This is a genomic window from Bacillus sp. OK048 (genome assembly GCF_900103525.1).
In the GTDB taxonomy this organism is placed as follows: Bacteria; Bacillota; Bacilli; order Bacillales; family Cytobacillaceae; genus Neobacillus.
In genome coordinates this window covers 63,276-88,464 of the sequence record NZ_FNHN01000007.1, presented here as the reverse complement: position 1 = coordinate 88,464, position 25,189 = coordinate 63,276, and the positions used below count along the sequence as shown (strand labels likewise).

Here is a 25,189-nt window from a genome sequence, read left to right as displayed (position 1 = left end):
TGGCAGCGTTATACCGAGTGAATGTCTTTTTTTCCATAAATGTAATAACTTGCAATTATCGCCAAAATAATGATGATTGCTCCAGTTATCAAAAAGGAAACTTCGTAACTAGAATGTTCCATGATATAGGCCGTATCAAAATATTTAAATGGAGAAAGATAGCGTTTCGCTTCATCATTGGAGCTGAACATGCCTAAAAAGTAAAAGGCAAAAACGGTTGCCAGCGATACGGTCAGCACTGATTTAATCTTTGGAACAATGACTGAAATAATAATTCCCATAGCTAGAAAAATTAGCTGCACTAGAAAAACAGTCAAAGAAAGCAGGATAAAAATCTTAACACTAAAATCTTCAGTCGCTACCTGGAAGGCAAGTAGGGTAGCGGCCACTATATAAACAATATTTGTTAGGATGATTGATATCAGTGCCGCCAACAACTTATTTGTTAGGACATTGCTACGGGTAACAGGCCTGGTTAGTAAGAAGTCCGCCGTTTTTTCTCTGACTTCTTTACTGACAATACTCGTCCCCAGATTCATCGCCTGAATCGCACCGCAAAGCGTAACAAATGATAGTCCATAACAATAGAATCCAAGAATGGAAAAAAAATTATCTAGATTGATTCCGAATGCTTCTCGAAGTGCCGGCGGATACCCTTCTAGTAACTTGGTAAATTCCTCGGTATCCTTTGTAAAAGAAGGAAAAAATGACATAAATAGCGCTGCAATGCCAACCAGCGATATCGTCCAAATGAGGGTTGACTTCCGATATGCCCTTAATTCATGCAACAATATATTCATGGATTTATCTCTCCTTCTCGTAGTAATGCAAGAAAATCTCCTCAAGGTCCGGCTCTTCAATCCCTAGATTGGTAATTTCAATGTTAGCGATCTTCTTCATGACATCATTAATATTTCCTTTAAATAGGAAGCTTGTATGGTTATCCTTCACCTCTAATTTATTTACCCCTTCAAGGTCGAAGTAATTTCGGTCAAGCTTGGCTTTTGTTTCCACTTTGAACTTTTTATAGGTGTTTTCTTTTAAGGTACTTATCTTTTCAACAGTAACAATTTCCCCCTCTTTAATAATCGCCACCCGGTTACATAGTCGCTGGACCTCGGTTAAAATATGAGAGGAAAATAGAATGGTTGCACCTTTCTTGTTCTCCTCTTCGAGCAATTCAAAGAATTTTTGCTGCATCAACGGGTCTAAGCCACTGGTCGGTTCATCGAGAATAATGAGCTTCGGGGAGTGGAGCAGTCCTTGAACAATCCCGACCTTCTTTTTATTTCCCAGTGAAAGATCATCAATTTTCTTGGTGAGATCGAGATCCATGATGTCCGCCAACTCTTTTATTCGCTTCCGGCAATCCTTTTTATAAAAACTAGCTGAATAGTTTAATAGATCCTTCACTTTCATATTGTCGTAATAAAATACTTCTGATGGCAGATAGCCAATTTCCTTTTTAATTTCCGGGGCAAATTGAACGGTGTCCTTACCAAAAATCGTCGCACTGCCGCTGGTAGGGTAAATGAGTGAAAGGAGGGTCCGAATGGTCGTCGATTTCCCAGCGCCATTGGGACCGATAAACCCAAAAATCTCACCTTCCTCGACAGTAAAGCTGATATTGCTGATCCCTCTTGATGTGCCGTAAGTCTTTGTTAGATTTTTTATCTCAATCACATTCATCGTCACAGCCTCCTATTTATAAAAGCCTTTAATGAAAATCTCAAAATACTCCTCTGCTTCAATATAGATCTTGTCGTAATCTATCTTGTGATCCGGTAACATTTTTGCTTTAAGCAGCTCTTCATCACTCATTTTTTCAAAGGTCCAGGCAATAATCTTCAAGATTTTCTGAACATCAACGTCGTCTCTAAATTTAGATAAATCTATGCCCTCATAGATGATATTGATATTAACCGCGGTGAGTTCTTGTTTCTTTTTATCGAACTCAGCTTTAATTTCCGGTGAATCCTGCATCATAGCCTCTTGGATAAAGGTTAAGATTTCCGGGTATTGCGTTTGCAGCTCCGTTTTTATCTGCACGGCTTGGCGAATTCTTTTAAAAAAATCCTTTTCCGTTAAATCGACCTTTTTATAAAATTCGTCTGCAACTACGTTGTAGCAATAATCAAATAGAAAGAAAAATAACTGCTTTTTGTTTTTAAAATAATGAAATAAAATCCCCTTTGAAATACCAGCCTCTTTTACAATTTCGTTAGTCGAAGCACTATCATATCCCTTTTGAGCAAATTCCTTTATGGCTGCATTTATAATGCGGTCCTGCTTTTCTGAATCTAAATTTAAAAACTTTGAAAACAATGCGGCAACCTCCTTTTCTTATTTCGTTGACCAGTGTAGTCAATCACAGTGTACTCCCATTGACCACATCGGTCAATGGGGGATAAGTTATATTTTTTACAAAATTATGAAATCCATGTACGAAGGGAGGATGGTTGTGCTAGGATACACGCCATACGAGAGTAAATCACGCCATACGCAACTAATTCCACCCATACGCCAGTATTCCACCACCACCACCACATCCAATTTCCACCCGCCGCCCCTTACATGCTATTATTAACTAGTAAAATGTGAAAGGGGAGTGCTGCACACGTGAAGAATGAGTTGATTGGAAGATTTACTAGCTATGTGAAGGTGGATACGCAGTCAAATGAGGGCAATGAAAGCTGTCCTTCTACACCTGGACAAATCACATTAGCCAACATGCTCGTGGAGGAGTTAAAGTCGATTGGAATGCACGAGGTCACAATCGATGAAAATGGGTATGTGATGGCCACCTTACCGTCTAATACCGATAAACAGGTACCAACTATCGGATTCCTTGCGCACGTCGATACGGCAACGGATTTTACCGGCACAAATGTAAATCCGCAAGTCATTGAAAATTATGATGGCAACGACATCATCCTAAACCCAAATGTCATCATGACAACAAAGGATTTCCCAGCCCTGCCAAGCTATAAAGGACACACACTTATCACTACGGACGGCACAACACTGCTAGGTGCCGACAATAAAGCAGGAATTGCCGAGATTATGACCGCAATGGCTTACCTTATTCAACATCCAGAAATCAAACATGGTAAGGTCCGCGTTGCGTTCACGCCGGATGAGGAGATCGGCAGAGGCCCGCATAAATTTGACGTAAAAGCCTTCAATGCCAAATATGCATACACTGTTGATGGCGGTCCGCTTGGGGAGCTAGAATATGAAAGCTTTAACGCTGCCGCTGCGAAAATTACCATTAACGGAACCAATATTCATCCGGGTTCCGCCAAAGACAAAATGGTGAACTCTATGAAGATTGCCATGGAATTACATAGCCAGCTGCCAGCTTTAGAAGCGCCAGAACATACTGAAGGATATGAAGGGTTCTATCATCTGATTTCCTTCAACGGCGATGTCGAGCAAACAAAGATGTACTATATTATCCGTGACCACGATAAAGTGACTTTCCAAAGCAGAAAGAAAAGGATGGAAGATACCGTCAGCCTATTAAACGAGAAACACGGCAGTGGTACGATCCTTCTTGAACTGAAAGACCAATATTACAATATGGGTGAAAAAATTAAACCTGTCATGGAAATTGTTGATATTGCACAGCAGGCGATGGAGAACCTTGACATTAAACCGTTGATCAAGCCAATCCGCGGCGGTACGGACGGTTCCCAGCTTTCCTATATGGGACTGCCAACGCCAAATATTTTTACAGGCGGGGAGAACTTCCACGGCAAGTATGAGTTTATATCCGTCAATAATATGATCAAAGCAACAAATACCGTCATTGAAATTACTAAACTCTTTGAACAAAAGGCATAATCACTAAAAGAAGCCCACCAAAGTTGGGCTTCTTCTACTTCATATAAAACTCACCTCTGATATTGGTCAAGCATAGAGAAGAAATCCTTTAAAAATTCATAAAAAAGTTTAACCGTAGGGAGCATCTTGCGTTCCTTCGGAATAATGACTCCGACCGTACGGGTGACTTCAGGCTCAATAATGGGCACTTTAACGGTGGAACGGGGAAATCCCTCGACCAAGGTAATCTCAGGGATTAACGTGATTCCAAGTCCTGCTGAAACCAATCCTTTTATCGAATCAATATCTTCCCCCTCGAAGGACACTTTCGGCTGAAATCCTAGCTGCTCACAAGCATTCACAATGATTTCCCGTAAGACAAATCCCTTTGGAAACATAACAAAGGATTCCTCCCGTAATTGGCTTAACTTTATTGAAGTCCGGTCGGATAATGGGTGGCTTAAATGCAATAAGGCAACAATTTTTTCCGTAAAAAGGGTCGTGCCAATTAGGTTCTTCTCCTGTTTTGGAACAGGACCAATTAATGCCATATCAAATTCACCATGCATTACGCCTTCAATTAGCTCCTTATATGAGCCTTGCTTCAATTGAAACTTCGCTAGAGGGTAGTGTTCGCGAAAAGCAGAAATGGTGGTTGGAAGTGTATAAGAAGCTAGGCTGGTCGGAAATCCTATTCGTATCGTTCCTTTCATGGGGTCTAAGTATTCCTTAATTTCCCGTTGTGCCTCATCAATCACCTTCATCGCTTGTTCCATATGTTCTAAAAACATCTGTCCAATCCGTGTCAGTTTGACATTTCGCCCTTCGCGAATGAATAAGTCAACACCAAGCTCTTTTTCCAAATTGAAAATTTGCCGACTCACAGCTGATTGCGCTACATGCAATTCTAAAGCTGCTTCCGTCACATGCTCACGCTTCGCTACTTCCATAAAATATTGAATTTGCCTGAATTCCAAACTACTCACCTCCATTCATCTCATATTGAGATGAATGTTATCTATTTTTAATATTGTTTAGATTGTTATTTAATTATAAAATATTTTCTATCGATATTCTAATATTTAAAAAATTATGGAGGGGTTGCTATGAAAACGATCGAGCAGTTAAAGAAAGACAATCAAAGTGTAGCACTTCAATATGTGAATGAAGTGTTCAATACAGTAATTTGCCGCAATCCTTATGAATCAGAGTTTCAACAAGCCGTTAAGGAAATTTTCGACTCACTTATTCCTGTTTTTGAAAAACATCCTAAATACATTGAACAAAGTATCCTAGAAAGAATTGTTGAACCTGAAAGAGTCATTTCCTTCCGAGTTCCGTGGATAGATGATAATGGAAAGGCGCAAGTAAACCGCGGTTTCCGTGTACAGTATAACAGTGCAATTGGTCCATATAAAGGCGGTTTACGCTTTCACCCAACCGTTAATGCCAGCATTATTAAATTCCTAGGCTTTGAGCAGACGTTTAAAAACTCATTAACTGGTCAGCCTATCGGCGGCGGTAAGGGCGGCGCTGACTTCGATCCTAAAGGTAAATCTGATGCAGAAATCATGCGCTTTGCCCAAAGCTTCATGACTGAACTTTACCGTCATATCGGCCCTGATGTCGATGTACCTGCTGGAGATATCGGTGTAGGTGCCAGAGAAATAGGGTACATGTTTGGTCAGTACAAAAGAATCCGCGGTGCTTATGAAGCTGGAGTGTTGACGGGTAAAGGGCTTGGCTATGGCGGCAGCTTGGCACGTACAGAAGCAACTGGCTATGGAACGGTTTACTTTGTTCAGGAAATGTTAGCAGATCAAGGACTAGGCTTTGAAGGAAGCACGGTCGTAGTCTCTGGTTCAGGTAATGTTTCGATCTATGCGATTGAAAAAGCGATCCAATTTGGAGCAAAGGTTATCGCCTGCAGCGATTCAAATGGATATGTATATGATCCAAATGGCATTAAGCTTGATACCGTCAAACGGATTAAAGAAGTAGAAAGAAAAAGAATCAGTGAATATGTACTTGAGCATCCAGAAGCAGAGTACTTCGAAGGCTGCAGTGGTATCTGGTCGATTCCTTGTGATATTGCTTTACCTTGTGCCACTCAAAATGAAATTGATGAACCAGCTGCAAAAGTCCTCGTTTCTAACGGAGTAAAGGCACTCGGTGAAGGGGCCAACATGCCATCCACTCTTGAAGCAATTGAAGTATTTTTGGAAAGTGATATTCTGTTTGCACCTGGTAAGGCTGCAAATGCCGGCGGTGTAGCAGTTTCTGCCCTAGAAATGGCTCAAAATAGTCAGAGACTGGCATGGACATTTGAAGAAGTTGATGCTAAACTTCACCAAATCATGATTAACATCTATCGTAACAGCATGAAAGCAGCTGATGAATATGGCTATCCTGGCAACCTTGTTGTCGGTGCTAATATTGCTGGTTTCTTAAGAGTAGCAGATGCCATGATTGCACAGGGTGTAATTTAAAAAAGTAGGGGTGCTCCGAATAGGAGTACCCCTTTAAATTTATACACTTTTGGTAAGTCAATTCTTACCTTCTACCATCTCATCCCGGCAACATTATCTCCACTCGCATTCAGCACGGTGCAGGGCTTTATCTGATATTTCTCCTAAAACACCCATTTGTATTTAAGTTGCGTGTGAAATATCAATAATTCTACTGCACAGTCGATTAAGAAGTGGTGCCTCATGGCTGATTACTAGGATTCCCATATTCCGCTTTTTAGCGATATCGAGAACCACCTGCCATATTTGTGCTTGTGTTATCGAATCTAACATGGTCGTCATCTCATCTGCTATAAGAAATTCTGTCATTGGTCCTAGTGCTCTCGCGACACAGAAGCGCTGCAATTCCCCACCTGATAATTCATTGGGCCAGCGGTGCAGCCATTTTTGTTCAATCCCTAACCTACTAAGTAATTCATCGTCAGGTTTCCAGCCTTCATGAAGGATTTTCTCCATTCTCCATCTCGGGTTTACTGCTTTTTCCGGATGCTGAAAAACAAGCTGCACCGGATGATAACCAGTCCTTGGTAACGGGGATTCATTCAGCGTTACCATTCCTTCCAACGGCTTTTCATACCCTGCGAGAATTCGTCCCAGTGTAGTCTTACCGGAGCCACTAGGTCCGACCAAACCAACAATTTCACCCTTCCCTACAGTCAAATGAAGATGACGAAAGGTCCATCGATTCTTTTGATAGCCAAAACCGACATTTACCGCCTTAAGTTGCATAGAAACACCTAACCATTCCGCCGCGAATCATCTTTTCTGCTGGCAATTCTTTCGAACATTCTGCCGTAGCATGCTTACACCTTGGAGCAAAGGGGCAACCGGGAGGTAATTCATTCACTGGCGGCTGTGATCCTTTAATCGGAATGAATTCATTCTGGGGAAGGGCCCTCCATAATGCTTTTGTATAGGGGTGGCGCAAGCTCTCACCCGTCCCGAAAAAATCACGAACAGGCGCAAGCTCAACGACTGTCCCCGCATAAAACACAGCAATTTTATCGGCAATTTTTAAGGCAAAATCAATATCGTGGGTGATGACCATAACCGCACTGCCATTATTGGCTAACTCCCTAAATGAGGATTCCGCTTCCTTCATAACTTCAGAATCAAGCCCTGGTGTTGGTTCATCGGCAATGATCACCTTTGCTTCACTTACCACAGCCATCGAAACCAGCACACGTCTCGCCATTCCGCCAGATAATTGAAAGGGATATAATTTTTCAACAAGTGGATGTAATTTATATTTTTCAAAAATTTTCTTTTGTGCTGTTACAGCATTTTGTTTTCTAACGGAAGTTTGCACCTGTGAACCTATTTTCATTAATGGGTCTAAAAACTTTACAGATTGCGGGACGAGCACGATCTCATTGCCGCGCAAGTTTGCCAAACTTTGTTCCGTCAGCACCTGACCATCATATAAAATGCTGCCTCCTACCATCGCATTCCCTGGTAATATTCCAAGAATAGCGTGTGCCAACAAGCTTTTTCCTGAACCACTTGAGCCGACAACCGCTACAATTTCGCCTTTATTCATTGACACATTTAGGTTATGAATCACTTGATTATTTTCCTGCCGTAATCCCTTTGAATAGTGTGTAAAGGATATAGACAAATCACGAACTTCTAGGATAGCCATAATCCTCTCCAACCTCCGTTTTATTCATTCGCACGCTTCGGGTCAACGAATGACCGAAGCCGGTCACCTAGTATATCAAAGGCTCGAACCACCAATAGTAAACATAAGCCAGGGAAAAATGCCAGCCACCACATGCCGGTAGACAAATAGCGCATGGATTCAGAGAGGATGATCCCAATGGCTGGTTGGTGTGGTGATAACCCCATACCTAAAAAGGTTACTGCTGCCTCATGAAGAATTGCATGTGGAAACAGTAAAAACAAGCCCACTAAGAACTGGGGCAGGAGATGGGGCAGGAGATGATTTACTGCGATAAACCAACGGGATTTTCCTAGTCTTTTGGATGTTTGGACGAACTCTGCAGTTTGAAGCTGCATGACCTCTGCCCGAATAACCCTCGTTAAGCTTGGCCAGTGAGTAACTGCTAAGCCAATCACGACGCCCTTCATTCCACCGCCCATGACAAAAGAAATTAAAATCAGCATGACTAAATGTGGAATACTCAAAAAGAGATCTACCAGCCACGAAATGATGGCATCCGCCACTTTTCCCATGGTTGCTGCCATGATCCCTAGTCCGACGGCAATAATAACAGACGTAGCAGCTGCAATTAGACCAACGACGATACTAACCGACAGTCCTTTTAATGTTCTCGTGAGCATATCCCGCCCCAGCCAGTCTGTTCCAAATGGATGAGTAAGCGAAGGAGGGAGGTTTCGAAACTCTAAATTCGTTACAATCCGATCATTACTTAACAGCTGGCCTCCAACTAAAATAGCCAATAATAGGGTGGAAGTAATGGTGATTACCATAACCGTTTTCTGTCTTTTATTTAATGTCTTCATCGTATTCATACCGACCTTTTCTCCTTCATTCTTGGATCAACAACAAAAGAAATAAGATCAGCCAGTAAATTACCTGCAAAGACAAATATGGAGCTAAAGATTACTAATCCCAGCAGGAGGGGAATATCCCCGCGGAGTCCTGCTTCAACCGTTGCCTGTCCTAATCCTGGGTAAGAAAAAACCTGCTCTGCTAAAACGGCTCCCCCAAAAAGTTCACTAAAGGCGGCAAAGTGGAGCGTAATCGCAGGTAAAGAAATGTTCCGTAATCCATGCCTCCATAGGAGGGTAAATCCTTTTTCACCCTTCGCCTTGGCAAATAAAATAAATTCACTTGAAAGAACCTCAATTAATTTTTGTCTCGTATGTAAGGCAATGTTCGCGACACCGACGATACTTAAGGTAACCGCGGGCAGGATTATATGCTTGATACGGTCAGTTAGTGTTACATTTTCAGCAAGGACACCTGCAGGTACTCCCATTCCAATTGGAAACCAATCTAACCATACAGCAAAAACCATTACTAACAGCAGCCCCATCCAAAAGGTTGGTGTCGAGGCTAACGTATAACAATATCCTTTGATCATTCGATCTAGCCATGTACCTTTTTTCATTGCTGCTACTATCCCTAGTGCAAAGCCAATCATCCCCGATAAAACCCAGGCAATCATCATTAGCGTGAGAGAATGGAGGAATTTTTCACTAATAATCTCAGTAACAGGACGCCGATAGATCATCGATGTTCCTAGATCGCCCTGTAATACGGACGTGCCCCAGCGGAAAAATTGCTCTGTTGGCGGTTCATTTAACCCCCAATTTTCTGCAATTTTCTCTCGCTGCTCTGGACCAACCCTCATCATATCTGCACCAATATAGGCTTGAATAGGATCAATAGGTGATTGGCTGATTAGGATAAATGTAATGACACAAATAGCCACTACCAGAGAAGCAAGCCTGACGCTTTTCCTTATTATAAATGAGACTATACTTGCGCATCTTTGTCTCGCACCCATCATTTATTTCTCATTCCATTTCCAGTCAACAAGATTATCAGTGATAGGCCAACCATGACTATGCGGTTGAATTCTCTGCTCTCCAATATCCAGTTTTTCATTTACTACATACAAGTGATCGATATTTACTAACCATGCCCAAGGGACATCCCCCAATGAACTAAATCCAGTTGTTCCATCCCACTGAGCCTTTTTCCAGTATTCGATCGCTTCTTCCTCTGTTCTGGATAACAGTGCGTTTTCCAAGTATTCATCCACTTTCTCATTTGAATAATAACCTGAGTTATAATACTCAACTCCTGCCATTTTCCCGCTAAACAAATTATAAATCTCTAGCGGGTCATGGCTGCCCCATCCCATGATCACTGCACTGGAATGCATTAACGATTCAATATCGTCCCAGCTCTTACCTTCAACATTTATTTTTATGCCTAATGGTTTTACCATATCAGCAACCGCTATCGCTAATGATTGTCTAGTAACATCACTAGCAGGGTAGAGGAGATCAAACTCTGCTGTTAATGCTCCTTTTTCAAGAAGTCCATCACCATTTTCGTCTTTCCAATTGGCATTAGCCAGAATTTCCTTCGCACCATTCAAGTCATTATCTTTAATCTTTGTTTCATCATTTCCCCAAGGCAAACCATCTGCTGCTGAATACCCAGGAGTACCACGGCCTTCTAAAATCCCCTCTACAAGCGCCTGGCGATCAGTGGCGATATTAATGGCCTTTCGTATAGCGATGTCTGCCGTCACATCGTTCCCAAGCGCACGACCATCCTTTGTTTTTTCTCCTGCAGCGACATAAGGGAACATGATTCCACGATTATCTACACTTTGAATGGCTTCTAGACGCATTCCGGTAATCTGATTTTTACTAAAAGAGGCAGGAATATAAGCCATATCTACCTGTCCTGCCTTTGCCGCCGCATAGGCTGCATCCTCATTTAAAAATAAGAAAGTGATCTTTTTAAAAAATGGCTTTTTTCCATAATAATCTGGGTTCATTTCAATGATGATTTGTTGTCCTTTATCCCACTGGACAAGCTTATAAGGACCCGATCCAATTGGGTTTTCTGCATAGTTATCACCATAAGATTGACTTGGGATGATGCCTAATGTTAATAACGAATGAATAAAGGTTGAATTTGCATGTTTAAGGTGGAATTCAACAGTAGTCGGGTCAGTCACCTTTACAGATTCAAGAATATTTAAATCCAAAACAGAACCACTTGTTAGTGCTGTTTCAAATGTAAATTGAACATCCTCCGCCGTTAGTGGCTTTCCGTCTGAAAACAGAACATCGTCTCGAAGTTTTACCGTCCATATCTTACCGTCCCCGCTAACTTCATAACCCGTAGCTAAGTCATTGGTAATTTTTAATTTATTGTCTCTTGTTAATAATGTACTTTGGAAAAGAGGTGAACCATATTGCCCCCAGCCTAATGCTGGATCAAAGCCTGTTTCTGGCTCATTTCCCACTGCTAAAATAAGCTCTTCTTTACTGGCAGTTTTCTTATCTTTAGCATTATTATTTTTCTCTTGGGCACAACCTGCAATTATTATAAATGAGAGCATTGTTAGAATAAATAAGGTAATTTTTTTCAAGGTCCCACTCCATTTCCTATAAAAAAGGTAATCTAATTAATAGAATTATAGCATAAGGAACCAAGCAATTATTACGACTAAAGCAAAAAAGATAAGCAAAAAATCTGCTTATCTTTTGATCCTAGATTGATTTTCACCTATTTATTCATACTGGCCAGAAACCCGCCTAACAGGTCATCTAATTCAGTCTCTTCCACTTCCACTTCATTCTCCTCATCGACTACGGGCTTTGTACTTTCCCAATCAAACTCACTTAAGTCATCATCGAGATCGGATAAATCAATAGATGCCGCAAGTTCCTCTACGGCACTATCATTATCCTGATAGTTATGAATTTCAGGTAATACTTCCTCTTGAAGATACAACGCTTCATCAATATCGATAGCACTGCTATTAAAACTAGCAAGCAGGGAGGTAGAGCGAACCGGATCAGAGATTAATTGATAGATAATGTTTCCTAATAATGCCTCAGAATGTTCGTGCTTCAACCAATCACGTTGTGCTTTTGTGAGTTTTTTCGGCAATGGGACCGTAATCATCTCGCGTTCTCTTGCATTAACGGTACTGACGCCCTCCATCACAAATTCTGCAATTTTGCTTGAAAAATTTCTTCTTTCTGTTTCCTTTAACTTCTGCAGCTGCTTGATTATATGGTCAGGTGTGTCAGAGGGGACACGAAAAGAAATCGCTTGTCCCCTCTGTATTTCATTTGAGCCAGCTTTCTTCATATCATCACCTTATTTAATTGGCAACAGGCTTTTTCGTTTGTTCAGCACTTTGTTTCTCTGCCTTTTTAACATAGTCTGTGATGAGCTTGTAATAGGCATTTGCCATCATCCAAATACTTTCTTTTTCATCCTCAAAGAAATCAATGTTATACCCATCAAGATTATTATTTAACGTTTTAAGATAATCCTTTAGTACAGTCGCACCACCACCGACAAAATAGCAGATTTCTGTTTGTGAGTTCTTTGACCATACATTTCGTAATAAACGATATTGTTTTTTGGCCAAATCTAACAGAATGCGGTCTGTTATATCGTGAACACTAGTCCTGCTTCCTTTAACCATAATATGATTACGGTCGTTTTTCTTGGTAATGATTTCAACGACATCACGGCGGCTATCTAGCTCAACACCGTGCTTCGATCTGATTTCCTCACGAATTTGTTCCAATGATTCCGAGACTCCTAGATTAAAGCCTTGCGCTTTATCATCATCAACATTTCGATTTTTAATAACGGCGATATCTGTTGAGAGACCGCCAATATCCTGGATCAAAATACGCTTATCGATAAGCTCTTTATTGATAATTTTTAGGTTATTGTCCATTACTAGATTAATATAAGCAGCAAACCCTTCCGGATAAACCTTTACCTCATCAAACTTAATATTTACCTTTATACCTTGGTATTTTGGTGTGACAAGGAATTCAACTTGATGAACGGAGCCAATTAATTTTGAGCGATAGCCTGCATCCTTACCTTCCTTAACCTCGCGAAGGGGCAGTCCTGTTCCTAATGTATAGTTTGCATCAATAACATTTTTCACCTGGCGGAAAGTATTTTCCTTAACAGCATCTAAAGCTAATGTCGTAAAAAGTAAGACTAAGGTTTGGTCCTCCTCAGACTTGCTGCTGCCCGGATCTAATTCTGTGGCATTATTACTTTTGGTTGCTAAATTCCCAACACGATAAATGGCATTATTGTCTTTTAAAGCAGGGGAATGAACTTTTATATGAATACCATCAAGAGGATCCTTATCATCTAATTCTTCAATTCCAATCACAGGGCGATCCTCTGTGTCCCTCGCAATGATATTAGGAATATTAACCTCATATTCTAATTCTCCAAAAATAGCCTTAATCGAGTCATTTCCTACATCAATGGCTGCAACTCTAGAATTATTCAAATCTATCATCCTTTCATTCTTTCATATTAGAAGTAACTGAAAATATGTATCTAGCTTCTCAAGTTTAAGTGTATAGAAAATTTCTTGATTCTTCAATGAAACTATCAAAAAGAAATGAACGTGTAAGATTGTAAACATTATGTAATCGTTGTATACAATTTTGTTTACAACGATTACAAACGCGTATACATAGCGTAAAACCAGCATGTGTACAGGTTTGTAAACATGTAAACAAATTAGTAAACATGTTGTATACAAACTTGTTTACATGTACACGTATTTTGTATACAAAAAAAACTGAAGATTTTCTTATGAAAAAACAAAATTATCATAGTTTCCTTTACCTAGCGCACCCTAAGTAAAAACATGTGTAAAAGTAGGAGGAAACGATGAACGTTAACGATATTATCATTGCACGAGAAAAAATGAAGGGGATTGTTCATTCAACCCCACTGGATTATTCGAAAACATTTAGTCAGCTTGCTCATACTGAAGTATACTTGAAACTCGAAAACCTCCAAAAAACCGGATCTTTTAAAGCGAGAGGTGCGTATAATAAGCTAATATCCTTATCTGATGAAGAGTCACATAAGGGGGTTGTGGCTGCCTCTGCAGGCAACCATGCACAAGGGGTAGCCTATTCTAGTCAAATGTTAGGGATCAATTGTACAATTGTCATGCCAAAGGGGGCACCACTTAGTAAGGTACTGGCTACAAGACAATATGGGGCAGAGGTTCTCTTAGAAGGGTCGACATTTGATGATGCCCTAGCTTATGCGCTTGAACTTAAAGAGCAGAGGGATGCTACATTTATTCATGCCTTTGATGACGAAGCAATTATAGCTGGACAAGGAACAGTCGGTTTGGAAATCCTTGATCAACTGCCCGACGTAGAGGCTATAATTTGCCCTGTAGGCGGCGGTGGCTTGATTGCAGGTGTTGCAATGGCAGTCAAAGAGAAAAACCCCCACATAGCCATTTATGGAGTTCAGGCAACTGCTTGTCCTAGCATGTACCAATCATTAAAAGAAAAGATCCCTGTGTTGGTAGATTCAACACCAACCACGGCTGATGGAATAGCCGTAAGAAAGCCAGGACAAAAGACCTTTGAGATCGCCCAAAAATACGTTGATGGTATTTATTGTGTGGATGAAATGGAAATTGCCCGAACGATGCTTATGATTTTAGAAAGAAATAAGCTGTTAGTAGAAGGCTCTGGTGCCTGTTCCCTAGCTGCACTTTTATATGAAAAAGTAAACCTGAAGGAAAAAAAGGTTGTTGCTGTTTTAAGCGGCGGAAATGTCGATATGAATTTTATTTCTAGGATTATTGAGCGCGGATTAGTAGAATCAGGACGGTATGCAACTTTTACGATTACCTTGAAGGATAAGCCCGGGGAACTTCAGAAGATTTTAAGTTCGCTGACAGATTTAGATGCAAACATCCAATCCGTAAATCTTAATCATATGGGGAAGAATATTTATCCTGGATATGCTGGTCTAGATATATCAGTAGAAACAAAAAATAATGAACATATTGATATGTTGTATAAAGTCCTTAAAGAAAAAAATAGCAGTGTCGAAATGAATCATTTTTAGCAGCAAAAAGAGTGTTGATTGGAGTCAACACTCTTTTTTAACTACTGCTTATTTTACTTTTGTTCATTTTGATATCTTTCAAATTCCTTTGCTGTACAACGAACAAAATGTCCTGGCTTAACTTCTCTAAGCTCAAACTCACCATCTGGATCATGGATTGTAGGATCATAACTAATACGTTTACGCGTACGCTCGTATCTTGGATCTGGCAGCGGAATAGCAGATAACAATGATTTTGTATATGGATGAATAGGATTATTGTATAGTTCATCGCTATCAGCAAGTTCCACTAGATTACCCATATACATAACGCCAATACGATCGGAGATATATTTAACCATTGAAAGGTCATGAGCAATAAATAAATACGTTAAACCACGTTCTTTTTGCAATTTCTTAAGCAAATTGACTACCTGTGCCTGAATGGATACGTCCAATGCGGAGATTGGTTCATCAGCGATAATAAACTCTGGATCCACTGCTAGCGCTCTAGCAATACCAATCCGTTGTCTTTGCCCACCACTAAATTCATGTGGAAAGCGGGTTGCATGCTCTTTATTTAGACCAACAGCCTCTAATAATTCTTCAACCTTTTGTCTACGTTCCGTGTCATTCTTCACTAGCTTATGAACATCTAGACCTTCAGCAATAATATCCAAAACGGTCATCCGAGGGTTCAAGGATGAAGACGGATCTTGGAAAATCATTTGCATTTTTCGATTAAATTTAAGAAGTTCAGATTTAGATTTTTTTCCGTGAACATCTTCACCATTAAATTTAACTTCCCCGCCAGTTGCATCATAAAGGCGGATGATCGTTCTACCAGTTGTAGACTTACCACATCCAGACTCACCAACTAGTCCAAATGTTTCACCTTTAAATACATCAAAACTAACACCATCGACAGCTTTGATGATATTTTTCTTACCAACTGTGAAATGCTTTTGTAAATTTTTTACTTCAAGTAATTTTTCCGTTGTCATTTTTCGCCACCGCCCTTTGCACCCGTACTAGCAAAACCTTGCATCCTTTGCTTAACTGCCGCAGGTGGTTCGATTTTAGGCGCATCTTCATGTAAAAGCCATGTTGCCGCATAATGTGTATCAGATACTTTAAACATTGGCGGTTCCATTACTGTGTCAATTTCTAAAGCAAATTGGTTTCTAGGAGCAAACGCATCTCCAATAGGTGGATTCAACATATTTGGCGGGCTACCAGGTATAGCAAACAGTTCTTCGTCCGAACTTTCCAATGTAGGCATAGACCCAATCAAGCCCCACGTATATGGGTGTTTAGGATTGTAGAAGATATCGTCTACTGTTCCAACTTCCACGATTTTCCCAGCGTACATAACTGCTACACGGTCCGCAACGTTTGCTACAACACCAAGGTCATGTGTAATGAAAATAATTGCACTATCGGTTTTTTGTTGAATGCTCTTCATCAATTCCAAAATTTGCGCCTGAATGGTTACATCAAGAGCAGTTGTTGGTTCATCGGCAATTAAGATCTTAGGATTACATGCCAAAGCTATCGCAACCACTACACGCTGACGCATCCCACCAGAAAATTGGTGAGGGTATTGATCAATACGCACATCAGGTCTCGGAATTCCAACAAGCGTCAGAAGTTCAAGCGCTGTTTTTCTTGCTTCTTGTTTGCTCATATTTTGGTGCTTTATCAGACCTTCCATGATCTGATTTCCAACTTTCATTGTCGGATTTAAAGACGACATTGGATCTTGGAAGACCATAGAAATATCTTTTCCACGAATTTTTTGCATTTCTTTGTTCGTCTTTTTAGCAAGGTCTACCCCTTCGAGGAGGATTTGCCCTTCTTTAATAAAGCCATGTGGTTCTGGAAGTAGTCTCATAATTGCATTAGAGGTTACAGACTTACCTGAACCTGATTCACCTACAATTGCTAATGTTTCCCCTTTATTTAAATCAAAGGTAACACCCCGAACAGCTTGCACTTCACCATTGTAGGTGTTAAATGATACTTTTAAATCTTTGACTTCCAATAATTTAGTCATTTATTAAACACCTACCTTCTTATTTATGCATTTTCGGATCAAATGCATCTCGCAGACCATCCCCAACAATATTAAATGCAATCATAAGTACAGAGATTATAATTGCCGGGAACACAAGCATGTATGGATAAAGTCTGAGGTTATCAAACCCAAGGTCAATTAAAGAACCTAGTGAAGCATCTGGAGGAACAATACCTAATCCAATAAAGCTTAAAAATGCTTCGAAAAAGATAGCTCCTGGAACTGAAAACATCGTGTTTATAATGATAATACCACTGATATTTGGAACCAAGTGCTTTCTAATGATGGTGCCATTAGAAGTTCCTAAGGTTCTTGAAGCTAAAACAAACTCTTGGTTTTTTAGCTTTAGTACTTCACCACGAACGATTCGGGACATACCAATCCACCCAGTAATCGATAGAGCAATGACAATCGAAACAATACCGGGCTTCAGTACAAGCATCATTAAAAGGATAATAACTAGGTTAGGGATACCAACTAGAATTTCAGCAATTCGCTGCAAGATATTATCGACTCTTCCGCCGTAAAATCCAGAAATCCCGCCATAAGCAACACCAATAACAAGGTCAAGCACCGCGGCAACAAAAGCAATAATTAATGAAACCTGTGTACCTTCCCAAAGTCTTGTCCACTGGTCACGACCTAAAGCATCGCTTCCCATCCAGAAGTACGTATCTTTCATTTCTTTCGCATCATAAATATGATAGGTTGCTTTGACTTCCGCGGAATTCAGAGTACCGTCACCTTTATTTATTACCTCTAAATCAACAAATTCTTTTTTAGCGAATCTAGCATTTGCCTTGGCAGTAGCCTGGTTTACATCTTTACCTTGGAAAGTACCTGATAATGTACCATCAAGTCCAAGCCATGAAATGTTCTCTAAAACTGGTACACGCGGAGGCATTTTCGCCCTTTTTAAATCCTGTTCATCAGAACCGAAATTATTCATCCATGGTCCAACGATACTCAAGATGATAATTAATGCGATGAGAAACATGCTGAAAACAGCAGGTTTATTACTAAAAAGCGTTCTTTTTGCATCTTGAAAAAACGTTCTGCTAGGAGCGGAGATTTTTTCGCTAGTATCCTCTTTACGTACAAGAGGAACAAATAAATCTTTGGGTATATTATTAAGGTTATTTTTTTCCATTTATTTATTTCCTCCTGCTAATCTAATTCTAGGATCAATCAATCCATATAGGAGGTCAATGATTAAGATAATCAAAATAAAACCGAACGCAAATAATAATGTTGTTCCCATAATCGTTGGGTAATCATTTACAGTAACAGATGTAACGAATTGCTCACCAATACCAGGAATAGCAAAAATTTGTTCAATAACTAATGAACCAGTCATCAAACCCACTGCCATTGGACCCAAAACGGTAATTAACGGAATAAGTGCATTGCGCAATCCATGTTTCAAGATAATTCCAGATTCAGCCACACCTTTAGCACGAGCGGTAATGATGTAATTGGAATGTAATACTTCTACCATTTCTGTTCTCGTAAAACGTGCTGCGGTCGCCATTGGGTGAATGGCCAAAGCTATCGTAGGTAAAATAGTATGTGCAAATGTGCCCCAAAGAGCCACCGGGAACCACCCTAATTTTACGGCAAATACATACTGCAGTAATCCTGCAAATACAAACGATGGAATGGAAGTACCTAAAACAGCAATAATGGTAGATGAAAAATCTATTGGGCTGTTTCGGAAAATTGAGGCTATTAGTCCAAGGAATATACCGATGATTGATCCTACTACTAAAGCCTGAAATCCTATTTGTGCAGATGGCCCAATTCTGTCTAACAATATTGTTGTTACAGGGGTATTATCAAACTTAAATGATACACCAAAGTCACCTTGTACAAGTCCACCAAGATATTTAGCATACTGTACTGGAATTGGGTCATTCAATCCATACTTCTCTAAGATTATTGCCTTTTGTTCTTCGCTCAATTTATCTTCTGCACTTAGCGGGCTACCCGGCAAAATTTTCATCAAAAAGAATGAGAATGTCGCAATGATAAATAATGTTATTAGCATGTACCATATGCGACGGAGCATATATCGAGTCATTTTTGCACCTCCTAAATTTCTATCTTATTATACGCTATATCATGGCGATTATAAAATTTTTGTTATAATCGGAATATTCAAGTCCAAACAGGAGAAAAGAGAGTATATGCCTAAAAGCATACACTCCCTTCAATTTTTCTTAAATAGCATTATTTACACTATTTTTTTACTTACTTTTCAACAGCACCAACGCTAGCCCATTTGTATTCATAAGTAGCTCCGAATGCGTTTGTAAACACACCTTGTACTTTTGGAGACACTAACATTGCGCTTGCTTTTTGATATACAGGAGCAATTGCTGCATCTTCAAACAAGATTTTCTCTGCTTTTAAGAAGTTATCAAAACGTGCTTTTTGATCTAGTGCTAAAGTTGTTGAAGTCTCATTAATTAACTTATCGTATTCTGCGTTGGAGTAGCCCATTTGGTTGTTTCCACCATCAGTTAACCAAAGGTTCATAAAGGTATATGGATCTAGGAAGTCAGGTCCCCATCCAGCAAACTGCATGTCATAATCCATAGCTGTGTCTAATGCTAGACGTTGTTTGAATGGTACTTCTTTTAAAGTAACCTTTAAACCAGGAAGATTTGTTGATAATTGGTTTGCAAGGTATTGGTTCATCATTTTAGAAACATCGGTGTCGCCGCCAAGGAATTCAATTTCTACTGAATCAGTTCCAAGTTCAGCTAAAGCCTTTTCCCAGTATTTCTTTGCTTCTGCTGTATCGAATTTAACAAGATCTCCACTAACTTTGCGGAAGTCTTTTCCATCTGGAGTTGGAACGAAATCAGCTGGTATTAAACCGGTAGCAACGATTGAACCGTTGTTTAAGATTTCATCTACTAATGCTTGCTTATCAAATGCTCTAGAGAGTGCTTTACGTACGTTTACGTTCTTAAGAGCAGGGTTTTTAGTTTGATTCATCTTAATGTAGAATACTGAAGTATCAGGTTCTACTGTGTAATCATCATGAGTTGAGTATGTATCAACCAGGTCAGATGATAAACCAGCACGGTCAACTTCACCTTTTTCATATAAGTCAACACCTGTTTGTGCTTCTTTTACTACTACATAAGACATTTTTTCTAACTTTACAGTTTTTGCATCCCAATACGTTTCGTTCTTAACTAATTCCCACTTTTGAGCAGTACTAGTCCAGTCAGAGAACTTGAATGGTCCGTTTGATAATAATGTATCAGCGCTAGTTGCAAATGTATCGCCCTTTTCTTCAACAAACTTTTGGTTTAATGGGTAGAAAGTAGCGAAAGTTGTTAAAGATTCAAAATACGGTGTTGCGTTTTCTAGTTCAACAACCAGTTTGTAATCGCCATCAGCTTTAACACCTAATTCCTCAACAGGAACTTCACCTTTGTTAACAGCATTAGCGTTTTTAATAACGCCGCCCATCATGTATGGACCATATTCAGATCCTGTGTCAGGGTTAACTGCACGCTGCCAAGCATAAACGAAATCGTGAGCAGTTACAGGGTCACCATTTGACCACTTAGCATCTTCACGTAAAGTGAAAGTCCAAGTTTTCCCATCGTCACTTACCTTGTGCTCTTTTGCAATACCAACCGTTGCCTGTCCCTTTTCGTCAAGTCGGTATAGACCTTCCATTGTGGTACTAATAAATTGGATTCCATATTCATCCGTCACCATTGATGGATCCATAGAAGGAATCGTATCACCATTAATAAAGCTTAATACTTGATCAACTTTTGGCTTTTCTTCAGCTGGTTTTTTGTCCTTATCAGCTGTTTCCTTATTGCCGCCTGAGCACGCTGCTAGAAACATGCTGAGTACTAGGCTAAGGGCTAAGAGCCATGCATATTTTTTCTTCATAAAAAAATGACCTCCTATTGTTTTATTTTTCTGTCAATTCGCTTTTAAAAAAGAAGCTAATGAAATCATACTATTTTTCTACTACTTTTGTAAAGACTAAATATATAAAAGAGTCAAAAAATTATTATTCTATTATAGATTACAGCAACATTACAGTTGGTATATAAACACTTCTTAGATTCCTGAAGGAAAAATATTCATATTCAAATAATATATCTTAGATGTTATTCTATTCAAAAACACCGATAAAGTATACTTTCTGAACTATTTAAGTTAAAATACCAGTATTCTTATTTACAAATTCAAAATAATATTTTTAATGACAAGGTGAAAAGAAATGCTTAAAAATAAATGGGCTGGATTTTTGCTCAATTTGATCCTAACGATTTTGATTTTCTTCCTATTTTCATCAACTTATAATCTGCTGAATTTTATTAATGCATTATTCTATCTTAGTTTTCTATACCTAATGATCGTTTTACTAATGTATACGATAAAAGGCGGTTTTTTTGACGGCGTAACCTTCGGGTTCAGAAGATTCAATAGTATTATGTTTAAACAAAACGATTATCTTGAAGAATGGCGGGATAAACCACTTCCGTCAGAAAAGTTTAATGCTTCTTTCTATCAAAGAATTAAATTCCAAGCCATCTCACTGCTATTCCTACTTACCATACTATTGTTAATTTATTATATTTAAAAGGTCAGTCCCAATCCAGTGAATGACTGACCCTTTTTCCCTTTTACTTGTTTATATCTGCTTCAATCCTGCTCATGAACTCTTCGGCTGCGCTATATCCTTGCTGCTTCAAATACCAGTTATTTGCTGCTGCCTCAATTAACCCCGCCACATCGCGTCCAGGCTGGAGCTGAATTTCCATTGAGGGAATCTTAACACCCATATAGTCTGTATAGTTAATTTCCTGATCCAAATCATTATACAAGGCATCTTTTTCCCATTTCGTCAAATTAATATCAAGGGTAATTCGTGTTTCATCTTGAAATGCCTTGCGGCCGTAAAGCCGCACCACATTCAACAGGCCAATACTGCGAAGAGCCAAAAACTCCTTGGTTTTCTCATCATGAGTACCTATAATCGTTTGTTGACTAAGCTTCTTTAGAACGACGATATCATCGGCCACCAGTCTGTGTCCGCGGCGGATTAATGTGTGTGCTGTTTCACTTTTTCCTACTCCTGAGTTTCCGCGAAGTAAGATCCCAATGCCAGACACATTCATACAAACTCCATGTACTGCCATTTCGGGGGCTAATTCCTTGATTAGATACGCATCCAATTTACTGATGAATTCTGAAGTTATCTCTGGCTTGTTTGTTACTAACAAGGGGATACCCTGATCCTTACAATGGTGAACCAAATAGGTAAGTCCTTCTTCACCAGCCGTTACAATGAAACATGGGGGGTGATAGTGAACAATATTTCCAATTCGCAATTTACGTTCTTCGTGGCTTAATTTATGTAAATAGGTAATTTCCTTCTTCCCCAATATTTGAACCTGCTCTGTAGGGAAAAAATCAAAATGGCCGACAAACTCTAGTCCCGGACGGTGTACTCGTGATTGTGTTACCACTTTATGCAGTTGACTTTCTCCAGCCAGCACTTTCAATGAAAACTTCTGAACCAAGTTTTCAACCGTTATTCTTTTCACCTTAACCTCACGTCCCATTAGCCTTTTTTATTGAATTATACTTTAGTTCAGAGGAAAATTCACCCATTTATAAAAAAGAGGGCAGTCCTCAAACGCCTTAAAGCGAAGGAAACTGACCCCATCATTATTTTAACGTGCGTTTTAGGAATTCCCTCGTACGATCTTGTGTTGGATGATTGAAAATTTGCTCTGGACTTCCTTCTTCCGCAATAACTCCTTTGTCCATAAATACAGCTCGATCAGATACTTCTTTGGCAAATTCCATTTCGTGGGTAACAATTAACATCGTAAGACCTGACTCTGCAAGTTCCTTCATGACCTTTAAAACTTCTCCTACCATTTCTGGATCAAGAGCGGATGTTGGTTCATCAAATAACATCACATCTGGTTCCATGGAAAGCGCTCTTGCAATTGCCACACGCTGCTTTTGGCCACCGGATAGCTGCTTTGGTTTTGCGTTGATATATTTGTCCATACCAACAACCTTCAAGTACTTCATCGCTACTCTTTCGGCTTCTTCCTTAGAGCGCTTTAATACTTTTACTTGTCCTACCACACAGTTATTAAGAACATTGTGATTGTTAAATAAGTTAAATTGCTGAAACACCATGCCTAAATGTTTTCGGTAATCGGCTACATCATGCTTGTCATCAAGTATATTTTCACCATGATAGATAATTTGCCCGCCACTTGGTTTTTCTAATAGATTAATACAACGAAGAAGAGTTGATTTACCAGACCCTGAGGAACCGATAATGGAGACTACTTCTCCTTTTTTCACTGAAAAGTTAATGTCTTTTAATACTTCATGCGTTCCGAAGGATTTGTTTAAATGTTGAATATCAATAATCTTTTCCAAATGCTCTCCTCCTTCTCCCATTATTTTTGAATATCGTTTCCAATCATCGTATAGTTGTCCGACCCATCTAATCTCTTTTCAATGTATAGCAATATTCTTGTTACAATAAAGGTCATCACAAAATAAATCATACAGGCTACGAAAAATGATTCAAAATATCTAAAGTTATTTCCGGAAATCGATTTTGTTACGAAGTATAACTCTGTAACAGAAATAACGTTTAGAACGGACGTATCTTTAATATTAATCACAAATTGATTGCCTGTTGCAGGAAGAATATTGCGAATAACTTGTGGTAATACAACATTCCACATCGTTTGGACATGATTCATTCCAATCGCATGTGCGGCTTCGAATTGTCCTTTTTCAATCGAAACAACCCCGCCACGAACAATTTCTGCCATATAGGCTCCTGTATTGATCGACACAACAATGATCGCTGCAGTAAAAACATTCATATCTATTCCAAATGCTAACGCAGAACCAAAATAAATAACCATCGCTTGGACAATCATCGGTGTTCCACGGAATAATTCAATATAGATAGAAAGGATTATGTTAATCACTTTTAAAAATACCTTTTTCGCTCCACGTTCAGGTACTGGAATCGTTCGTATTACCCCTGCTACTAATCCAATTATTGCCCCAATAATCGTTCCAATTAGAGCAATCAAAAGTGTTAAACCAGCGCCACGAAGGAACATAGGCCAGTTTTCCGTGACTATTTTAATGACCCACTCAAGACTCATCTTTTATCCTCCTCTACTGTATAAAACCGACTGTATGTTGATATACAGCCGGTTTTACCATTTTTTTATTGGGCTGCTGGTTGATTCTTAATAGCAGTATCCATAATACTTGTACGGTTTTCTTCTGAGATACCTTTTAAAATTTCATTGATTTTATCTGTAGATTCACTGCCTTTTTTAAGCCCGACAGCGATTGCGGTATCATCTGCTGATGTCTTAAAACCATCTTCAAATTCAACCATTAAATAGTTTTCATTTGCAGCTGATGCACTAACACCTTCTGGACGCTCTGAAACGTATCCATCGATCATTCCTGATTCAAGAGCCACCCTCATCGCTGGGAAATTGTCCATCGCCGTTTTCTTGTCTACCCCTTTAATTTGATCGATCACTGAATAGTGGAACGTATTTAATTGAGCTGTTATTTTTGCTCCCTTAAAATCTTGAATAGAAGTAGCTCCTTCATATTTACTGCCCTTTTTCACTACCATAACTAAATTGGATGTATAGTAATTATCCGAAAAATCAATGGTTTCCTTCCGTTCTGCTGTCGGTGACATACCAGCAATGATGGCATCAATTTTGCCTGATGCTAACGCTGGTACAAGCCCATCCCATTCTGTTTTAACAATCACTAATTCTTTTCCTAAACCTTCCGCCAACTTTTTAGCGATTTCGACATCATAGCCACCTGCATATTCTTTAGAGCCATCTATTTTAACTGCACCGTTGGAATCATCATTTTGTGTCCAGTTAAATGGAGCATATCCCGCTTCAAGACCTACCTTAAATGTATTTTCTGATGATCCTGAATTAGAATCCTTACTTGAGCCGCACCCTGCTAAAAGAAGAATGGTTGAAATCAATAATATAATAAATAATGTTCCCTTGTTCGCCATACTGTCTCTCCTCCTGTTTTCTATAAAATTACGACAAAAAGCGACCTGAGGTATACTCAGGTCGCACT

24 protein-coding genes are annotated in these 25,189 nt (G+C 39.4%); 4 read left to right on the top strand and 20 right to left on the bottom strand.

Translation table 11 applies throughout. From position 1 onward, the window contains the following. Nucleotides 1-8: 8 nt before the first annotated feature. The 3 genes from BLR86_RS14080 to BLR86_RS14070 are packed head-to-tail and all read right to left on the bottom strand — an operon-like array spanning nucleotide 9 to nucleotide 2,325. Nucleotides 9-800 carry an ABC transporter permease subunit gene (locus BLR86_RS14080; protein WP_090762481.1) on the bottom strand — a complete coding sequence of 264 codons (792 nt, stop codon included), beginning with the start codon at nucleotides 798-800 and terminating at the stop codon, nucleotides 9-11. Nucleotides 801-804: 4 nt separating this feature from the next. Further along, complete coding sequence (locus BLR86_RS14075; RefSeq protein ID WP_090762479.1) at nucleotides 805-1,689, bottom strand: ABC transporter ATP-binding protein; 885 nt, start codon at nucleotides 1,687-1,689, stop codon at nucleotides 805-807. Nucleotides 1,690-1,701: 12 nt separating this feature from the next. Further along, nucleotides 1,702-2,325, bottom strand: a complete 624-nt coding sequence (locus BLR86_RS14070) for a TetR/AcrR family transcriptional regulator (RefSeq protein ID WP_090762477.1) — start codon at nucleotides 2,323-2,325, stop codon at nucleotides 1,702-1,704. Between the two features lie 294 nt (nucleotides 2,326-2,619). On the opposite strand from BLR86_RS14070, the gene pepT reads away from it, so the two are divergent. Next, a complete protein-coding gene (gene pepT / locus BLR86_RS14065; RefSeq protein ID WP_090762474.1) occupies nucleotides 2,620-3,846 on the top strand; it encodes a peptidase T in 1,227 nt (408 codons plus the stop codon). 50 nt (nucleotides 3,847-3,896) lie between these two features. Here the strand turns inward: pepT and BLR86_RS14060 are convergent, their stop codons facing one another. Continuing rightward, nucleotides 3,897-4,802, bottom strand: coding sequence for a glutamate biosynthesis transcriptional regulator GltC (locus BLR86_RS14060; protein ID WP_090762472.1), 906 nt, complete (start codon nucleotides 4,800-4,802; stop codon nucleotides 3,897-3,899). 129 nt (nucleotides 4,803-4,931) lie between these two features. Here BLR86_RS14060 and gdhA point away from each other — a divergent pair, with 129 nt between their 5' ends. Continuing rightward, entirely contained in the window at nucleotides 4,932-6,314 is a 1,383-nt protein-coding gene (gdhA, locus tag BLR86_RS14055; RefSeq protein WP_090762470.1) for an NADP-specific glutamate dehydrogenase, read from the top strand. Nucleotides 6,315-6,476: 162 nt separating this feature from the next. Here the strand turns inward: gdhA and BLR86_RS14050 are convergent, their stop codons facing one another. The 7 genes from BLR86_RS14050 to BLR86_RS14020 form a co-directional block, all read right to left on the bottom strand. Beyond that, nucleotides 6,477-7,082 carry an ABC transporter ATP-binding protein gene (locus BLR86_RS14050; RefSeq protein WP_090762468.1) on the bottom strand — a complete coding sequence of 202 codons (606 nt, stop codon included), beginning with the start codon at nucleotides 7,080-7,082 and terminating at the stop codon, nucleotides 6,477-6,479. Beyond that, entirely contained in the window at nucleotides 7,072-7,995 is a 924-nt protein-coding gene (locus tag BLR86_RS14045) for an ABC transporter ATP-binding protein (protein WP_090762466.1), read from the bottom strand. Before BLR86_RS14045 ends, BLR86_RS14050 begins: the two co-directional genes overlap by 11 nt. A 20-nt stretch (nucleotides 7,996-8,015) precedes the next feature. After that, nucleotides 8,016-8,849: an ABC transporter permease gene (locus tag BLR86_RS14040; protein WP_090762464.1), complete on the bottom strand. Its 834-nt coding sequence runs from the start codon at nucleotides 8,847-8,849 to the stop codon at nucleotides 8,016-8,018. Next, the gene (locus BLR86_RS14035; protein WP_090762926.1) at nucleotides 8,846-9,850 is read right to left on the bottom strand and encodes an ABC transporter permease; all 1,005 of its coding nucleotides are present in this window, start codon (nucleotides 9,848-9,850) and stop codon (nucleotides 8,846-8,848) included. The genes BLR86_RS14040 and BLR86_RS14035 overlap by 4 nt, the downstream gene beginning before the upstream one ends. A 3-nt stretch (nucleotides 9,851-9,853) precedes the next feature. Next, nucleotides 9,854-11,428, bottom strand: coding sequence for an ABC transporter substrate-binding protein (locus BLR86_RS14030; protein WP_090762923.1), 1,575 nt, complete (start codon nucleotides 11,426-11,428; stop codon nucleotides 9,854-9,856). 167 nt (nucleotides 11,429-11,595) lie between these two features. Then, complete coding sequence (locus BLR86_RS14025; protein ID WP_090762462.1) at nucleotides 11,596-12,186, bottom strand: hypothetical protein; 591 nt, start codon at nucleotides 12,184-12,186, stop codon at nucleotides 11,596-11,598. A gap of 13 nt (nucleotides 12,187-12,199) precedes the next feature. Then, entirely contained in the window at nucleotides 12,200-13,369 is a 1,170-nt protein-coding gene (locus BLR86_RS14020) for a ParM/StbA family protein (protein ID WP_090762460.1), read from the bottom strand. Nucleotides 13,370-13,758: 389 nt separating this feature from the next. Between BLR86_RS14020 and ilvA the strand changes: the two genes are divergently transcribed. Beyond that, a complete protein-coding gene (gene ilvA, locus BLR86_RS14015) occupies nucleotides 13,759-14,967 on the top strand; it encodes a threonine ammonia-lyase (protein WP_090762457.1) in 1,209 nt (402 codons plus the stop codon). A 53-nt stretch (nucleotides 14,968-15,020) separates the two neighbouring features. Here the strand turns inward: ilvA and BLR86_RS14010 are convergent, their stop codons facing one another. The 5 genes from BLR86_RS14010 to BLR86_RS13990 all read right to left on the bottom strand — a co-directional run bounded on the left by BLR86_RS14010 (nucleotide 15,021) and on the right by BLR86_RS13990 (nucleotide 20,947). Then, the gene (locus BLR86_RS14010) at nucleotides 15,021-15,950 is read right to left on the bottom strand and encodes an ABC transporter ATP-binding protein (protein WP_090762454.1); all 930 of its coding nucleotides are present in this window, start codon (nucleotides 15,948-15,950) and stop codon (nucleotides 15,021-15,023) included. Then, complete coding sequence (locus tag BLR86_RS14005) at nucleotides 15,947-17,002, bottom strand: ABC transporter ATP-binding protein (RefSeq protein ID WP_090762451.1); 1,056 nt, start codon at nucleotides 17,000-17,002, stop codon at nucleotides 15,947-15,949. The genes BLR86_RS14010 and BLR86_RS14005 overlap by 4 nt, the downstream gene beginning before the upstream one ends. A gap of 19 nt (nucleotides 17,003-17,021) precedes the next feature. Then, complete coding sequence (opp3C, locus tag BLR86_RS14000; protein ID WP_090762450.1) at nucleotides 17,022-18,173, bottom strand: oligopeptide ABC transporter permease; 1,152 nt, start codon at nucleotides 18,171-18,173, stop codon at nucleotides 17,022-17,024. After that, complete coding sequence (gene opp3b / locus BLR86_RS13995) at nucleotides 18,174-19,103, bottom strand: oligopeptide ABC transporter permease (RefSeq protein WP_090762448.1); 930 nt, start codon at nucleotides 19,101-19,103, stop codon at nucleotides 18,174-18,176. Between the two features lie 170 nt (nucleotides 19,104-19,273). Next, nucleotides 19,274-20,947, bottom strand: a complete 1,674-nt coding sequence (locus tag BLR86_RS13990; protein ID WP_090762446.1) for a peptide ABC transporter substrate-binding protein — start codon at nucleotides 20,945-20,947, stop codon at nucleotides 19,274-19,276. 337 nt (nucleotides 20,948-21,284) lie between these two features. Here BLR86_RS13990 and BLR86_RS13985 point away from each other — a divergent pair, with 337 nt between their 5' ends. Continuing rightward, nucleotides 21,285-21,647 carry a DUF3899 domain-containing protein gene (locus BLR86_RS13985; protein WP_090762444.1) on the top strand — a complete coding sequence of 121 codons (363 nt, stop codon included), beginning with the start codon at nucleotides 21,285-21,287 and terminating at the stop codon, nucleotides 21,645-21,647. A gap of 43 nt (nucleotides 21,648-21,690) precedes the next feature. Here BLR86_RS13985 and hprK read toward each other — a convergent pair whose 3' ends face one another. The 4 genes from hprK to BLR86_RS13965 all read right to left on the bottom strand — a co-directional run bounded on the left by hprK (nucleotide 21,691) and on the right by BLR86_RS13965 (nucleotide 25,121). Then, nucleotides 21,691-22,614, bottom strand: a complete 924-nt coding sequence (hprK, locus tag BLR86_RS13980) for an HPr(Ser) kinase/phosphatase (RefSeq protein WP_090762442.1) — start codon at nucleotides 22,612-22,614, stop codon at nucleotides 21,691-21,693. A gap of 124 nt (nucleotides 22,615-22,738) precedes the next feature. Further along, the gene (locus BLR86_RS13975; protein ID WP_090762440.1) at nucleotides 22,739-23,473 is read right to left on the bottom strand and encodes an amino acid ABC transporter ATP-binding protein; all 735 of its coding nucleotides are present in this window, start codon (nucleotides 23,471-23,473) and stop codon (nucleotides 22,739-22,741) included. Between the two features lie 20 nt (nucleotides 23,474-23,493). Beyond that, nucleotides 23,494-24,222, bottom strand: a complete 729-nt coding sequence (locus tag BLR86_RS13970) for an amino acid ABC transporter permease (protein ID WP_090762438.1) — start codon at nucleotides 24,220-24,222, stop codon at nucleotides 23,494-23,496. A gap of 65 nt (nucleotides 24,223-24,287) precedes the next feature. Next, nucleotides 24,288-25,121, bottom strand: coding sequence for a transporter substrate-binding domain-containing protein (locus tag BLR86_RS13965; RefSeq protein WP_090762436.1), 834 nt, complete (start codon nucleotides 25,119-25,121; stop codon nucleotides 24,288-24,290). Between the last annotated feature and the right edge of the window lie 68 nt (nucleotides 25,122-25,189).

What these genes read in the sequence shown, in the direction of transcription:
- BLR86_RS14075 (WP_090762479.1), bottom strand. Translation starts at nt 1,689, where the DNA reads ATGAATGTGATTGAGATAAAAAATCTAACAAAGACTTACGGCACATCA.
- BLR86_RS14005 (WP_090762451.1), bottom strand. Translation starts at nt 17,002, where the DNA reads ATGACTAAATTATTGGAAGTCAAAGATTTAAAAGTATCATTTAACACC.
- opp3C (WP_090762450.1), bottom strand. Translation starts at nt 18,173, where the DNA reads ATGGAAAAAAATAACCTTAATAATATACCCAAAGATTTATTTGTTCCT.
- BLR86_RS14040 (WP_090762464.1), bottom strand. Translation starts at nt 8,849, where the DNA reads ATGAATACGATGAAGACATTAAATAAAAGACAGAAAACGGTTATGGTA.
- BLR86_RS13990 (WP_090762446.1), bottom strand. Translation starts at nt 20,947, where the DNA reads ATGAAGAAAAAATATGCATGGCTCTTAGCCCTTAGCCTAGTACTCAGC.
- BLR86_RS14045 (WP_090762466.1), bottom strand. Translation starts at nt 7,995, where the DNA reads ATGGCTATCCTAGAAGTTCGTGATTTGTCTATATCCTTTACACACTAT.
- BLR86_RS14080 (WP_090762481.1), bottom strand. Translation starts at nt 800, where the DNA reads ATGAATATATTGTTGCATGAATTAAGGGCATATCGGAAGTCAACCCTC.
- BLR86_RS14025 (WP_090762462.1), bottom strand. Translation starts at nt 12,186, where the DNA reads ATGAAGAAAGCTGGCTCAAATGAAATACAGAGGGGACAAGCGATTTCT.
- ilvA (WP_090762457.1), top strand. Translation starts at nt 13,759, where the DNA reads ATGAACGTTAACGATATTATCATTGCACGAGAAAAAATGAAGGGGATT.
- BLR86_RS14030 (WP_090762923.1), bottom strand. Translation starts at nt 11,428, where the DNA reads ATGCTCTCATTTATAATAATTGCAGGTTGTGCCCAAGAGAAAAATAAT.
- BLR86_RS14050 (WP_090762468.1), bottom strand. Translation starts at nt 7,082, where the DNA reads ATGCAACTTAAGGCGGTAAATGTCGGTTTTGGCTATCAAAAGAATCGA.
- BLR86_RS14035 (WP_090762926.1), bottom strand. Translation starts at nt 9,850, where the DNA reads ATGGGTGCGAGACAAAGATGCGCAAGTATAGTCTCATTTATAATAAGG.
- BLR86_RS14010 (WP_090762454.1), bottom strand. Translation starts at nt 15,950, where the DNA reads ATGACAACGGAAAAATTACTTGAAGTAAAAAATTTACAAAAGCATTTC.
- BLR86_RS13985 (WP_090762444.1), top strand. Translation starts at nt 21,285, where the DNA reads ATGCTTAAAAATAAATGGGCTGGATTTTTGCTCAATTTGATCCTAACG.
- BLR86_RS13970 (WP_090762438.1), bottom strand. Translation starts at nt 24,222, where the DNA reads ATGAGTCTTGAGTGGGTCATTAAAATAGTCACGGAAAACTGGCCTATG.
- opp3b (WP_090762448.1), bottom strand. Translation starts at nt 19,103, where the DNA reads ATGACTCGATATATGCTCCGTCGCATATGGTACATGCTAATAACATTA.
- gdhA (WP_090762470.1), top strand. Translation starts at nt 4,932, where the DNA reads ATGAAAACGATCGAGCAGTTAAAGAAAGACAATCAAAGTGTAGCACTT.
- BLR86_RS13965 (WP_090762436.1), bottom strand. Translation starts at nt 25,121, where the DNA reads ATGGCGAACAAGGGAACATTATTTATTATATTATTGATTTCAACCATT.